Source organism: Enterobacter sp. Acro-832, assembly GCF_011752745.1.
In the GTDB taxonomy this organism is placed as follows: Bacteria; Pseudomonadota; Gammaproteobacteria; order Enterobacterales; family Enterobacteriaceae; genus Enterobacter; species Enterobacter quasiroggenkampii.
In genome coordinates this window covers 1,074,360-1,086,953 of record NZ_VWWX01000001.1, presented here as the reverse complement: position 1 = coordinate 1,086,953, position 12,594 = coordinate 1,074,360, and the positions used below count along the sequence as shown (strand labels likewise).

The 12,594-nt window shown below is 58.9% G+C and carries 10 protein-coding genes; 4 read left to right on the top strand and 6 right to left on the bottom strand.

Features of this window, described 5'->3' with window-relative positions; all coding sequences use genetic code 11:
• Nucleotides 1-93 precede the first annotated feature (93 nt).
• Both F3J31_RS04965 and F3J31_RS04960 read left to right on the top strand, forming a co-directional pair.
• Nucleotides 94-633 (top strand): YfaZ family outer membrane protein, encoded by a 540-nt coding sequence (locus F3J31_RS04965; protein WP_023616384.1) that lies wholly within the window; start codon nucleotides 94-96, stop codon nucleotides 631-633.
• Nucleotides 634-726: 93 nt separating this feature from the next.
• Nucleotides 727-1,926 carry a nicotinamide mononucleotide deamidase-related protein YfaY gene (locus F3J31_RS04960; RefSeq protein WP_045908716.1) on the top strand — a complete coding sequence of 400 codons (1,200 nt, stop codon included), beginning with the start codon at nucleotides 727-729 and terminating at the stop codon, nucleotides 1,924-1,926.
• 33 nt (nucleotides 1,927-1,959) lie between these two features.
• Here F3J31_RS04960 and glpC read toward each other — a convergent pair whose 3' ends face one another.
• The 3 genes from glpC to glpA are packed head-to-tail and all read right to left on the bottom strand — an operon-like array spanning nucleotide 1,960 to nucleotide 5,982.
• Nucleotides 1,960-3,150, bottom strand: coding sequence for an anaerobic glycerol-3-phosphate dehydrogenase subunit GlpC (gene glpC, locus F3J31_RS04955; protein ID WP_167211674.1), 1,191 nt, complete (start codon nucleotides 3,148-3,150; stop codon nucleotides 1,960-1,962).
• Nucleotides 3,147-4,364 (bottom strand): glycerol-3-phosphate dehydrogenase subunit GlpB, encoded by a 1,218-nt coding sequence (gene glpB / locus F3J31_RS04950; protein ID WP_167211671.1) that lies wholly within the window; start codon nucleotides 4,362-4,364, stop codon nucleotides 3,147-3,149. The genes glpC and glpB overlap by 4 nt, the downstream gene beginning before the upstream one ends.
• Nucleotides 4,354-5,982 carry an anaerobic glycerol-3-phosphate dehydrogenase subunit A gene (gene glpA, locus F3J31_RS04945; RefSeq protein ID WP_167211668.1) on the bottom strand — a complete coding sequence of 543 codons (1,629 nt, stop codon included), beginning with the start codon at nucleotides 5,980-5,982 and terminating at the stop codon, nucleotides 4,354-4,356. Before glpA ends, glpB begins: the two co-directional genes overlap by 11 nt.
• A 251-nt stretch (nucleotides 5,983-6,233) precedes the next feature.
• Here glpA and glpT point away from each other — a divergent pair, with 251 nt between their 5' ends.
• A complete protein-coding gene (glpT, locus tag F3J31_RS04940; RefSeq protein WP_045354273.1) occupies nucleotides 6,234-7,586 on the top strand; it encodes a glycerol-3-phosphate transporter in 1,353 nt (450 codons plus the stop codon).
• An 11-nt stretch (nucleotides 7,587-7,597) separates the two neighbouring features.
• On the top strand, nucleotides 7,598-8,653 hold the full coding sequence (gene glpQ, locus F3J31_RS04935) for a glycerophosphodiester phosphodiesterase (RefSeq protein WP_167211665.1): 1,056 nt from the start codon (nucleotides 7,598-7,600) through the stop codon (nucleotides 8,651-8,653).
• An 89-nt stretch (nucleotides 8,654-8,742) separates the two neighbouring features.
• Here glpQ and yfaE read toward each other — a convergent pair whose 3' ends face one another.
• From yfaE to nrdA, 3 genes are all read right to left on the bottom strand, one after another.
• Nucleotides 8,743-8,997, bottom strand: a complete 255-nt coding sequence (yfaE, locus tag F3J31_RS04930) for a class I ribonucleotide reductase maintenance protein YfaE (RefSeq protein ID WP_025757202.1) — start codon at nucleotides 8,995-8,997, stop codon at nucleotides 8,743-8,745.
• Entirely contained in the window at nucleotides 8,997-10,127 is a 1,131-nt protein-coding gene (nrdB, locus tag F3J31_RS04925; RefSeq protein WP_045908711.1) for a class Ia ribonucleoside-diphosphate reductase subunit beta, read from the bottom strand. The genes yfaE and nrdB overlap by 1 nt, the downstream gene beginning before the upstream one ends.
• A gap of 100 nt (nucleotides 10,128-10,227) precedes the next feature.
• Nucleotides 10,228-12,513 (bottom strand): class 1a ribonucleoside-diphosphate reductase subunit alpha, encoded by a 2,286-nt coding sequence (nrdA, locus tag F3J31_RS04920; protein ID WP_045908710.1) that lies wholly within the window; start codon nucleotides 12,511-12,513, stop codon nucleotides 10,228-10,230.
• Nucleotides 12,514-12,594: the final 81 nt, after the last annotated feature.

Sequence of the window (12,594 nt, the reverse complement as noted above, 5' to 3'; positions counted from 1 at the left end):
CGGCCGCACGCAGAGTGCTTGATCCCCGAAAGACCCAGGTTAAAATCTCGCGGTTTTGGGACTTCTCTATAAAAATTGTGCGGGATCACGACAATGAAAAAAGTGGCATTACTGGGCTTCGGCCTGATGGTTGTATCTGCGGCGGCGAACGCCATTAGCATTAACGGCTCGGCGGGTCAGGATTATACCCACCTGGGCTTTGGCATGGGTACCGAGACATCCGGTCTGGCGATGACCGGCGGCTGGACGCATAACGATGACGACGGCGACGCGGCCAGCCTCGGCCTGGGTCTCAACGTTCCTCTTGGCCCGTTCCTGGCGACCGTCGGCGGTAAAGGTATCTACACCAACCCAAACGACGGTGATGAAGGGTATGCGGCGGCAGTGGGCGGCGGTCTGCAGTGGAAAATTGGCGACAGCTTTGGCCTGTTTGGTGAGTACTACTACTCTCCAGACTCCCTCTCGAGCGGTATCGACAGCTATGAAGAGGCCAACGCTGGCGCACGCTGGACCATCATGCGTCCAATCACCATCGAAGCAGGCTATCGCTATCTGAACCTGGCCGGCAAAGACGGCAACCGCGATAACGCGCTGGCCGACGGCCCGTACGTGGGCGTCAGCGCAGGCTTCTAATCTCTCCGGCGCGGCATGCTGTCGCGCCAGTTTCTCTCTGCTCCACCCCGCGTTTGCGCTATAGTGTTTTGACCAAATAAGCGGGAGAACACAATGATTAACGTGGAGATGTTATCCACCGGCGACGAAGTGCTGCATGGACAAATTATTGATACCAATGCTGCCTGGCTGGCCGATCTTTTCTTTGAGCAAGGATTACCGTTAACGCGCCGCAATACGGTGGGCGACAATCTTGAGTCACTGGTCGCTGTTCTGCGCGAGCGCAGTGAACAGTGCGACGTGCTGATTGTGAACGGCGGGCTCGGCCCCACCAGTGACGATCTCAGTGCCCTGGCCGCCGCGACCGCAAAAGGCGAAGGGCTGGTGCTGCATGAGGCGTGGCTCTCGCAGATGGCGCGTTTTTTCTCCGAACGTGGCCGCGTCATGGCCCCCAGCAACCGCAAACAGGCTGAAATTCCCGCCAGTGCTGAACTGGTCGATAACCCGGTCGGTACCGCGTGTGGGTTTGCCATGCAACTTAACCGCTGCCTGATGTTCTTCACGCCGGGCGTGCCCTCAGAATTTAAAGTGATGGTCGAGCAGCAGATCCTGCCGCGCCTTCGCGATCGTTTTACCCTGCCGGAACCGCCGCTGTGCCTGCGTTTGACCACCTTTGGCCGCTCGGAAAGCGATCTGGCCCAGAGCCTCGATCACCTTCCTCTGCCGCCGGGCGTGTCCATGGGCTATCGCTCCTCCATGCCGATCATTGAACTTAAGCTGACAGGCCCGGCCGAACAGAAAGAGGCGATGCTGGCGTTGTGGCCCGAGGTGCAGCGCGTGGCGGGCGAAAGCCTGATCTTTGAAGGTACGGAAGGGTTGCCCGCGCAGATTGCGAAGCAGCTGCAGGCGCGTCAACTGAGCGTGACCTTAAGCGAGCAGTTCACCGGTGGCCTGCTGGCACTTCAGCTGTCGCGCGTCAACGCGCCGCTGCTGGCGAGCGAAGTGGTGCCGTTCCAGCAGGAGACCCTGGCGCAGACCGCCCGCTGGGCGTCCGAGAGAAGGGTGAAGCATTTTGCCGGTCTGGCGCTGTTTGTCGGCGGGCTGGATGAAGAACACCTCAACTTCGCGCTGGCGACGCCCGAGGGCACCCACGCCCTGCGGGTAAAAATGAGCATTACCCGCCACAGCCTGGCGGTGCGTCAGGAGGTGTGCGCCATGATGGCGCTGAACATGCTGCGCCGCTGGCTGAATGGCAAAGAGGTGGCCAGCGAACACGGCTGGATTAACGTGGTTGAGTCGCTGTTCGTGGAGTAACGCCTGTGCCGGGGCCTTTCGCCCCGGCCATGTTTAGCCGAGCGCCTTTGCCAGCAGCGTAATCGGGTGCTCGCAGCGCTTGCTGGTGGACATCTCAATCTGCCACTTGCAGGTTTCGCAGTCCGTTACCACGATATCCGCGCCGCTCTCCTCGATCTGACGGAACAGCGGAGCGCCGATCGCCTGCGACGTTTCGTAGTTTTCACGCTTAAAGCCGTAGGTTCCCGCAATCCCGCAGCAGCGCGAGTCCAGCACCGTCAGCTCCAGCCCCGGGATTAACCGCAGCAGCTCCAGCGTATAGAGCGACCAGCCCATCTTCTCCATATGACACGGCGTGTGGTACACCACTTTCATCGGCAATTTCCCCATCGGCAACCTCTGCCCGCTGTCCAGCTTGCGCCACAGGAAGCGTGTTGCCAGCTCGATGTGCTCTCGCAGGCCGGTGTTGTCCACGTCCAGCAGATGCGGATACTCATCGCGCAGGGTGAAGGTACAGGTGGACGAGGTCGCCAGCACCGGTATGCCTTTGTCGACGATGGCTTCGCGCAGGGAGGTGACATTGCTTTGAGCCTGCCTGCGCGCTTTATCGGTAAACCCGTTAGCAATCAGCGGCACGCCGCAGCACTTTTCCTTGCTAAGCAGCTGTACGCCGGTTCCCATGGCGTTCAGCACCTTCAGCAGATCTTTACCCAGCTGCGGATGGTTGTAGTTCACATAGCAGCCGTGAAAAAAGGCCACCTGCTCGGCGTACTGCGCCTGTTCCGCCGCCACGGATTTATACCAGCGGCGGAAGGTGCCGTGAGAATATTTCGGCAGGCTGCGGTGATGGTCTATCTTCAGCGTGGCATCCAGTAGCTGGCGCACCGGTTTGAGAGCGGTCGCGGCATTCACCAGCGGGGCAAACGGCGTAGAGACGCTGCCCATCAGATCGGTGTGGCTCAGAATCGCGTCCCGCAGCGACGGCTTTTGCGTACTGTAGCGCGCCCGGGCGCGCTGGATAATATCGCCGATTTTCACATCCGACGGGCAGGCGACTTCGCAGCGTTTGCAGTTGATGCAGTATTTCAGGGCTTCATCGTACAGCTTGCCGTCCTTCAGGCGCAGGCGCTCGCCGTCCGGCCCGGCCTGTTTAGGCCCGGGATAGCCTGGGTTCACGCCGCTGACCGGGCAGACGGTGGTACACACCGTGCATTTGATGCAGCTTTCAAAACGGGTGTCGTTCATTGTTCAGCCTCCGTGCGCTGGCTAATCTGCTCTGCCACATACAGCGCCGTGACGGCGCAGACGCCGCCACCGCATCCCTGGGTAATGGGATCGTACCCGCCCAGCAGCGAACCGATGGCAAAGAGATTTCTGACGGGCCTACCGGAAAGCTGCGGATGCAGGTGGTTATCGACAATCACGCCGAACTGCTGCCAGGGCTGCGGCGAGAAGAAATCACTCTGATACCAGTCCGCGCGGGAGGCTCGCTGGCGAACATCCAGCCCCATAATGGCTTCCCGAATGCCTTCCCGGCTGCTCAGCAGCCCGTTGCTGAAGAAACTGCCGCTTGCCAGCACCGTATAGCGGGCGCGAAGCGGAATATCCTCGTGGTTTCGCGTCCAGATTTCGCTTACCGCGCCGTCCACCAGGGTAATTTTCTTCACCTCATCCCCCGCCATCCACACGCCGCCCTGGGCAACAAACTGGCGCTGGAGCTGGGTGTGCAGGCGGATGCCGGGCACGGACGGGGGCAGCGTGGGCAGCAGGCCGAGCGAGCAGGGCAGACGATCCGAGAGCCAGCGCCAGAGCCGGTTGTCGCGTAAACCGAAGCAGGCGGGCATCAGCAGGGCGTTACAGTTGTCGCTAAGCGGCCTGAGGGCGTCATACAGCAGCGGCCATTTCTCTTCGTTATCCAGAAAACGGGCGATATTCACCGCGCGAAACTCGCTCGGGTTATCGCGCAGGACATCAAGCTCAGGCAGTTCTATCTCTGCCGTTTCGGCGTTAACGCCCTGGCGACAAAGCGACGCCGCCGCGAGATGGGGCTGGAAATCCAGAAAGCCGCTAATCCCTACCACCCGCACGCGTTCCGCGCGAATGGGGGCAACGGGCACCTCCTCCGGGCTGAGCCACGCCGAACGCAGGGTGCCGAGCGGCGTGACGCGCTGGTGATTGAGCCGGGCGCTGCCCTGCAGACGTGCGCCGCAGTCTGCCAGCAGCGCTTCGGTCTCCAGCGCAAAGCGGTCAATATGCTGCGCGCCAATCAGGTGATACGGGTGCTCCGGCGGCAGCTTATCGCGGTACGCTTCGTCCACCAGATCCAGCGAGCCCGACGAGAAGTGCAGGGCGCTCTGCCCCCGGGTGATAATCGCGCAGCGCAGCCCCTGCTTCGTGAGCTTAATGCCGCAGAGCAGGCCCGCCAGCCCGCCGCCGACAATCACGGTATCAAATTTCATCGTGTTGCTCCTTCTCAAGACCGCAAAGCCCCTGGTAGACCCAGCGGGTAAATTCACTTTCACGCAGGGCATCGCCCCAGGCGACAGGCTGTATGCCTTTCCAGCGTTCGTTTAAAAACGCGCTGAGCTGATCGAGCGACTGGGTAGCGGTGGTGGTGTGAAAACGCTGCAACAGCCCGGCGGCGCGACAGGCGCACAGCTCGCCCTGGCAGGTGCCCATTCCGACGCGAGTGCGTCGGCGAAGATCGAGCAGGCTGGTGACCGTCAGGTTCTCCACCGCGTACTGCACCTCACCGGCGGTGACGGCTTCGCACTCGCACACGAGGCTGCGGCTTACTCGTCCTTCACCGAGCCACGGTGGCGTTCTGTCGCCGTGGCGGTATACTGCGGACCCGCGCAGCGGCGCGGGCAGAGAGATGATTTTTTGCAGCGTTTTTTCGGTGGACTGGCGCGATCCCGGCAGCGGCTGTTCTGCCGTCACGCACGGCCTGGTATTCCCCAGCTTGCGGCAGACGGCATCGGTTGCCCACTCGGCCATCAGGCGATAGGTCATCAGCTTGCCGCCGGTGATGGTGATAAACCCGTCCATGCCGTCGCGCGCGGCGTGATCGAGCAGCACAATGCCCCGGCTGACGTTACGTCCGCTCGGATCGTTGTCGCTGGCGACCAGCGGACGCACGCCCGCGTAGGCGCGCAGAATGCGCGTCTGCGCCATCACCGGCGCCAGTTTTTCCCCTTCGCGCAGCAGGATATCCACCTCTTCAGCGGTGACGCGGTTGTAGTCAATTTCGCTGTAGTCCACGTGGGTTGAGGTCGTCCCGATTAACGAAATGGTATCTCCCGGCACAAGAATATCGGCGTCAGACGGTTTGCGGCAGCGGTTGATCACGTGGTTATTGATGCGGTGGTCGAGGATCAGCAGCGAGCCTTTCGCCGGGAACATGCGCACCGACAGGTCAGCGTATTCCGCAATCCGCTGCCCCCAGATCCCCGCCGCGTTGACCACCACGGTGGCATACAGCTCGCTGTGCTCATTGTATTGCGTATTAAAAAGCCGCACGCCGCAGATGCGATGGCCTTCGCGGATAAGGCCGGTCACTTCGTGCCCGGTGAGGATATGTGCGCCATGCTCCCGGGCGTCCAGCATGTTGGCGGCGGTCAGGCGGAACGGATCGACGGTGCCGTCAGGGACTTTCACCGCGCCGATAAGCGCCGGGTTAACTGACGGTTCCAGCCTACGCGCCAGCGCCGGATCCATGGCTTCAGCCTGAATGCCCGCGGCGCCGCAGGCGGTAATAAAGGTGTCCTGAAAGGCGAGGTCATCTTCAGGAAGGGTAATAAAGAGGCCGTCGGTCGGTTCAATGCAGTGTCGGGCGATACGCTTGAGGATCTGGTTTTCAGCAATACATTCGCGTGCGGATTCCGCGTCGGTGACCGCATACCGGGCGCCGCTGTGCAGCAGGCCGTGGTTACGCCCGGTTGCGCCCGTGGCGATATCATGGCGTTCCAGAAGCGTGACGCTTAAGCCGCGAAGGGCGCAATCGCGCGCGATCCCGGCGCCGGTTGCGCCACCACCAATGATTATCACATCACTATAACGAGGATCGTGACTGGTCATTGTTTACCCTCTATGTTCGTTTTTTATCATTTAGCCATATTAATTTTGTGGTTTGTTTGATTTCGAACATAAACGCGCAGGATTCGAAAGTGAAACGTGATTTCATGCGCTTTTTTGCGCATTCTGTCATATTTCTGTAACAATCTGTGCGTTGATTCACAGTAACAATCACCGTGATTTCTTAACATCCCCGCCTCTGGAATTCAGGTGCGAGCCACCTGCTCATTCATTTCAAGGCCACGGAGGCTGTTATGCTCAGTATCTTCAAACCTGCGCCCCACAGGGCGCGTCTGCCAGAGGCAGAAATAGATCCGCTCTATCGCCGTCTGCGTTGGCAAATCTTCCTGGGGATCTTCTTCGGGTACGCGGCGTACTACCTTGTACGTAAAAACTTCGCGCTCGCCATGCCGTATCTGGTGGAGCAGGGCTTTTCCCGCGGCGATCTGGGGTTCGCGCTGTCGGGGATCTCTATCGCCTACGGTTTTTCCAAATTCATCATGGGCTCCGTGTCGGATCGCTCGAATCCGCGCGTGTTCCTGCCCGCCGGTCTGATCCTGGCGGCCGCGGTCATGCTGTTCATGGGCTTTGTGCCGTGGGCAACCTCCAGCATTGCCATCATGTTCGTGCTGCTGTTCCTCTGCGGCTGGTTCCAGGGGATGGGGTGGCCGCCGTGCGGGCGTACCATGGTGCACTGGTGGTCGCAGAAAGAGCGCGGCGGCATCGTGTCGGTGTGGAACTGCGCCCATAACGTGGGCGGCGGTATTCCGCCTCTGCTGTTCCTGCTGGGGATGGCCTGGTTCAACGACTGGCACGCGGCGCTCTACATGCCTGCCTTTGGCGCCATTCTGGTGGCGATTATTGCCTTCGCTCTGATGCGCGATACGCCGCAGTCCTGCGGCCTGCCGCCGATTGAAGAGTACAAAAACGACTATCCGGATGATTACAGCAAGGAACATGAAGAAGAGCTGACCGCAAAACAGATCTTCATGAAGTACGTGCTGCCGAACAAGCTGCTGTGGTACATCGCGGTCGCGAACGTGTTCGTTTACCTGCTGCGCTACGGCATCCTCGACTGGTCGCCAACCTACCTGAAAGAGGTGAAGCACTTCGCGCTGGATAAATCCTCCTGGGCGTACTTCCTGTATGAATATGCCGGGATCCCGGGCACGCTGCTTTGCGGCTGGATGTCGGACAAAGTGTTTAAAGGTAACCGCGGTGCGACGGGCGTGTTCTTTATGACGCTGGTGACCATCGCGACCGTGGTGTACTGGCTCAACCCGCCGGGCAACCCATCAGTAGATATGGCCTGCATGATCGTCATCGGCTTCCTGATTTACGGTCCGGTGATGTTGATCGGTCTGCATGCCCTGGAGCTGGCGCCGAAAAAAGCGGCGGGCACGGCGGCGGGCTTTACCGGCCTGTTCGGCTACCTCGGCGGTTCGGTCGCGGCGAGCGCCATTGTGGGCTACACCGTTGACTTCTTCGGCTGGGACGGCGGCTTTATGGTGATGATCGGCGGTAGCGTGCTGGCGGTACTGCTGCTGATTGTTGTGATGATCGGGGAAAAACGTCACCACGCTGAAGTGCTGGCACGTCGTCAATAAGGAGCTTTGCGATGAAATTAACTCAGTTAGCGACAGGCCTGCTGCTGGCGGGCCTGATGACCGGCTCCGCGCTGGCGGCGGATAAAATCGTTATTGCCCACCGCGGCGCGAGCGGCTATCTGCCGGAGCATACGCTGCCGGCGAAAGCGATGGCCTATGCGCAGGGCGCGGATTATCTGGAGCAGGATCTGGTGATGACGAAGGACGACCAGCTGGTCGTCCTGCACGATCACTATCTTGACCGCGTGACGGACGTGGCGGAGCGCTTCCCGGACCGCGCCCGCAAAGATGGCCGCTTCTACGCCATTGACTTCACGCTGGCGGAGATCCGCTCTCTGAAGTTTACCGAAGGCTTCGAGATTGAAAACGGCAAGAAGGTGCAGGTCTATCCGGGACGTTTCCCGATGGGCAAATCTGACTTCCGGATCCATACCTTCCAGGAAGAGATTGAGTTTGTTCAGGGGCTGAACCACTCAACCGGTAAAAACATCGGCATCTATCCGGAAATCAAAGCGCCGTGGTTCCACCATCAGGAAGGGAAGGACATTGCCGCGAAGACGCTGGAGGTGCTGAAACAGTACGGCTACACCAGCAAGAAGGACAAGGTCTACCTGCAGTGTTTTGATGCCGCCGAGCTGAAGCGCATCAAAACCGAGCTGGAGCCGAAGATGGGCATGAACCTCAACCTGGTGCAGCTGATTGCCTACACTGACTGGAATGAAACCCAGGAGAAGCAGCCGGACGGGACGTGGGTGAACTACAGCTACGACTGGATGTTTAAGCCGGGCGCGATGAAGCAGATTGCGCAGTACGCCGACGGCATTGGGCCTGATTACCATATGCTGGTGGCGGAAGGCTCAACGCCGGGCCACGTGAAGCTGACGGCGATGGTGAAAGAGGCGCATGCCAGCAAGATGCAGGTGCATCCGTACACCGTGCGTGCAGACCAGCTGCCGCCGTATGCCACGGATGTGAATCAGCTTTATGAGGTGTTGTATAAGCAGGCGGGCGTGGACGGACTGTTTACGGATTTCCCGGATAAAGCGGTGAGCTTTTTGAAGGATTAACGCTGAAATTGCCGGGTGGCGGCTGCGCCTTACCCGGCCTACGAACTGCGGTTTTGTAGGTCGGGTAAGCGAAGCGCCACCCGACACACTCACATCTCGATCTCGATATCGCCTTTTGCCCGGCAGCAGCAGGGCAAAATTTCCCCTTCGTTGATAAAGGCCAGCGGTTCGGTCAGCCAGTCCACCTGGCCGGCGACCAGACGGCAGCGGCAGGAGCCGCAATAGCCTTCACGACACTGGTACTCGACCTCCACCTGATGCGCTTCAAGCGCCACCAGCAGGGAAGGGTGCTCTTCCTGGCACAGCACTTCTGTACCCGAAAGACTCAGCGTGACGCGCGTCATCAGAGCTGGAAATCGCTCAGGTCGTCGGTGTTGACTTCAGAATCAATCTGACCGACCAGATAAGAACTCACTTCCACTTCCTGCGGCGCGACCTGCACGTTATCGGACACCAGCCAGGTGTTGATCCACGGGATAGGGTTAGAACGCGTCTGGAACGGCAGGTCGAGACCGACAGCCTGCATGCGGATGTTGGTGATGTACTCCACGTACTGGCACAGGATGTCTTTGTTCAGGCCAATCATGGAGCCGTCACGGAACAGATAGTCTGCCCACTCTTTCTCCTGCTGGGCCGCCAGCACGAACAGGTCGTAGCACTCCTGCTTGCACTCTTCGGCGATTGCTGCCATCTCAGGATCGTCCGTGCCGCTGCGCAGCAGGTTCAGCATGTGCTGGGTACCGGTCAGGTGCAGGGCTTCATCACGGGCAATCAGACGGATGATCTTGGCGTTGCCTTCCATCAGCTTACGCTCGGCAAAGGCGAAGGAGCAGGCGAAGCTCACGTAGAAGCGGATCGCTTCCAGCGCGTTGACGCTCATCAGGCACAGGTACAGCTGCTTTTTCAGCGCACGCAGGTTCACGGTGATGGTTTTGCCATCCACGTGGTGGGTGCCTTCGCCCAGCAGATGCCAGTAGCTGGTCATCTCGATCAGCTCGTCGTAGTAATGGGCAATGCCTTCCGCGCGCTTCTGGATCTGCTCGTTGGTGACGATATCGTCAAACACCACCGCCGGATCGTTCACGATGTTGCGGATGATGTGCGTATAAGAGCGGGAGTGGATCGTCTCGGAGAACGCCCAGGTTTCCACCCAGGTTTCCAGTTCTGGAATCGAGATCAGCGGCAGCAGCGCCACGTTCGGGCTACGGCCCTGAATGGAGTCCAGCAGCGTCTGGTACTTCAGGTTGCTGATGAAGATATGTTTTTCGTGATCCGGCAGCGACTGGTAATCAATACGGTCGCGGGAGACGTCCACTTCTTCCGGGCGCCAGAAGAAGGAGAGTTGCTTTTCAATCAGCTTTTCGAAGATGTCATATTTTTGCTGATCGTAGCGTGCCACGTTGACCGGCTGGCCGAAGAACATCGGCTCTTTGAGCTGGTCGTTTTTCGTCTGTGAAAAGGTGGTATATGCCATTGCGGTGAGTCCTGTTGAGATTTTATTGCCCGGCGGCACTGCGTTTGCCGGGCCTACAAAACCGTAGGCCGGGTAAGCGTAGCGCCACCCGGCGAAGTGCTTAGATCTTACATGCGCCGCTTTCGCAGCCATCGTCCTGAATTGACGGTACCAGGTCGTCCTGCGCGTCTTCCGCACCATCACGGGTGTTGTGATAGTACAGGGTTTTCACGCCAAATTTGTAGGCGGTGAGCAGGTCTTTCAGCAGTTGCTGCATCGGAACCTTGCCTGACGGGAAGCGCGTCGGGTCATAGTTGGTATTGGCAGAGATCGACTGGTCGATAAACTTCTGCATGATACCCACCAGCTGCAGGTAACCGTCGTTGTTTGGCATTTCCCACAGCAGCTCGTAGTTGTCACCCAGCGTCTCGTAATCCGGCACCACCTGACGCAGCACGCCGTCTTTCGAGGCTTTGATGCTGACGTGGCCGCGCGGTGGCTCAATGCCGTTGGTGGCGTTAGAGATCTGCGAAGAGGTCTCAGACGGCATCAGGGCAGAGAGCGTGGAGTTACGCAGGCCGTGCGTTTTAATGGACTCGCGCAGGCCTTCCCAGTCGAGATGCAGCGGCTCGCTGACAATCGCATCCAGGTCTTTCTTGTAGGTGTCGATCGGCAGAATGCCTTTCGCGTAGGTGGTCTCGTTGAACCACGGGCACGCGCCTTGCTCTTTCGCCAGCTCGTTGGACGCTTTCATCAGGTAGTACTGAATGGCTTCGAACGTCTGGTGCGTCAGGTTATTAGCGCTGCCGTCAGAGTAACGCTTGCCGTTTTTCGCCAGCCAGTAGGCGAAGTTGATCACACCTATACCCAGGGTACGGCGGCCCATCGCACCGCGTTTCGCTGCCGGGATTGGGTAATCCTGGTAGTCCAGCAGAGCGTCGAGGGCACGAACTGCCAGCACGGCCAGCTCTTCCAGCTCGTCCAGGCTCTTAATTGCGCCCAGGTTAAATGCGGACAGCGTACACAGCGCAATTTCACCGTTTTCGTCGTTCACATCTTCCAGCGGTTTGGTCGGCAGGGCGATCTCCAGGCACAGGTTAGACTGGCGCACTGGCGCAACGACCGGATCGAACGGGCTGTGGGTGTTGCAGTGGTCAACGTTCTGGATGTAGATACGGCCGGTAGAGGCACGTTCCTGCATCATCAGGGAGAACAGATCGACCGCCTTCACGCGCTGCTTGCGGATGCTGTCGTCTTTTTCGTATTTGGTGTACAGACGCTCGAACTCGTCCTGATCGGCGAAGAACGCGTCGTACAGGCCCGGGACGTCGGACGGGCTGAACAGGGTAATGTCTTCGCCCTTCAGCAGACGGGTGTACATCAGCTTATTGATCTGCACGCCGTAGTCCATGTGACGCACGCGGTTGCCTTCAACACCACGGTTGTTTTTCAGAACCAGCAGGCTTTCCACTTCCAGGTGCCACATTGGGTAGAACAGGGTCGCAGCACCGCCGCGCACGCCGCCCTGAGAGCAGGATTTTACTGCCGTCTGGAAGTGCTTATAGAACGGGATACAGCCGGTGTGGAACGCTTCACCGCCGCGAATCGGGCTGCCCAGCGCACGAATGCGGCCGGCGTTGATGCCGATACCGGCGCGCTGGGAAACGTATTTCACAATGGCGCTGGAGGTGGCGTTGATGGAATCCAGGCTGTCACCACACTCGATCAGCACGCAGGAGCTGAACTGGCGGGTAGGGGTGCGCACGCCAGACATGATTGGCGTAGGCAGAGAAATCTTGAACGTCGATACCGCATCGTAGAAACGCTTCACGTAATCCAGACGGGTATCACGTGGGTAGTTTGAGAACAGGCAGGCGGCCACCAGAATGTAGAGGAACTGGGCGCTTTCGTAGATCTCACCGGTTACACGGTTCTGAACCAGGTATTTGCCTTCGAGCTGCTTCACCGCCGCGTAGGAGAAGTTCATGTCGCGCCAGTGATCGATAAACCCGTTCATCTGCTCGAACTCTTCTTCCGTATAGTCTTCCAGCAGATGCGTGTCGTATTTGCCCAGCTCAACCATTTTCACCACGTGATCGTAAAGCTTCGGCGGCTCAAACTGGCCGTAGGCTTTTTTACGCAGGTGGAAAATCGCCAGACGTGCAGCCAGGTACTGATAATCCGGTGCTTCGCGGGAGATCAGGTCCGCCGCCGCTTTGATGATGGTTTCGTGGATATCAGACGTTTTGATGCCGTCGTAGAACTGAATATGAGAACGCAGTTCAACCTGGGAGATAGATACGTTGTTCAGTCCTTCTGCTGCCCAGTCGAGAACTCGATGGATTTTGTCCAGATTGATACGCTCGGTAGTACCGTCGCGCTTTGTCACCAGCAGACTCTGATTCATGTGGGTTTTACCTGTCCGTGAAATAAAAAATATCCCCCGCTTATCCACAGAACCGTCTTGTGACTAACTCTGTGGATAAAT

Excerpts from the sequence above, each read along its gene's own strand:
- F3J31_RS04965 (WP_023616384.1), top strand. The coding sequence starts at position 94 with ATGAAAAAAGTGGCATTACTGGGCTTCGGCCTGATGGTTGTATCTGCG.
- glpQ (WP_167211665.1), top strand. The coding sequence starts at position 7,598 with ATGAAATTAACTCAGTTAGCGACAGGCCTGCTGCTGGCGGGCCTGATG.
- yfaE (WP_025757202.1), bottom strand. The coding sequence starts at position 8,997 with ATGACGCGCGTCACGCTGAGTCTTTCGGGTACAGAAGTGCTGTGCCAG.
- glpC (WP_167211674.1), bottom strand. The coding sequence starts at position 3,150 with ATGAACGACACCCGTTTTGAAAGCTGCATCAAATGCACGGTGTGTACC.
- nrdB (WP_045908711.1), bottom strand. The coding sequence starts at position 10,127 with ATGGCATATACCACCTTTTCACAGACGAAAAACGACCAGCTCAAAGAG.
- glpA (WP_167211668.1), bottom strand. The coding sequence starts at position 5,982 with ATGACCAGTCACGATCCTCGTTATAGTGATGTGATAATCATTGGTGGT.
- nrdA (WP_045908710.1), bottom strand. The coding sequence starts at position 12,513 with ATGAATCAGAGTCTGCTGGTGACAAAGCGCGACGGTACTACCGAGCGT.
- glpB (WP_167211671.1), bottom strand. The coding sequence starts at position 4,364 with ATGAAATTTGATACCGTGATTGTCGGCGGCGGGCTGGCGGGCCTGCTC.
- glpT (WP_045354273.1), top strand. The coding sequence starts at position 6,234 with ATGCTCAGTATCTTCAAACCTGCGCCCCACAGGGCGCGTCTGCCAGAG.
- F3J31_RS04960 (WP_045908716.1), top strand. The coding sequence starts at position 727 with ATGATTAACGTGGAGATGTTATCCACCGGCGACGAAGTGCTGCATGGA.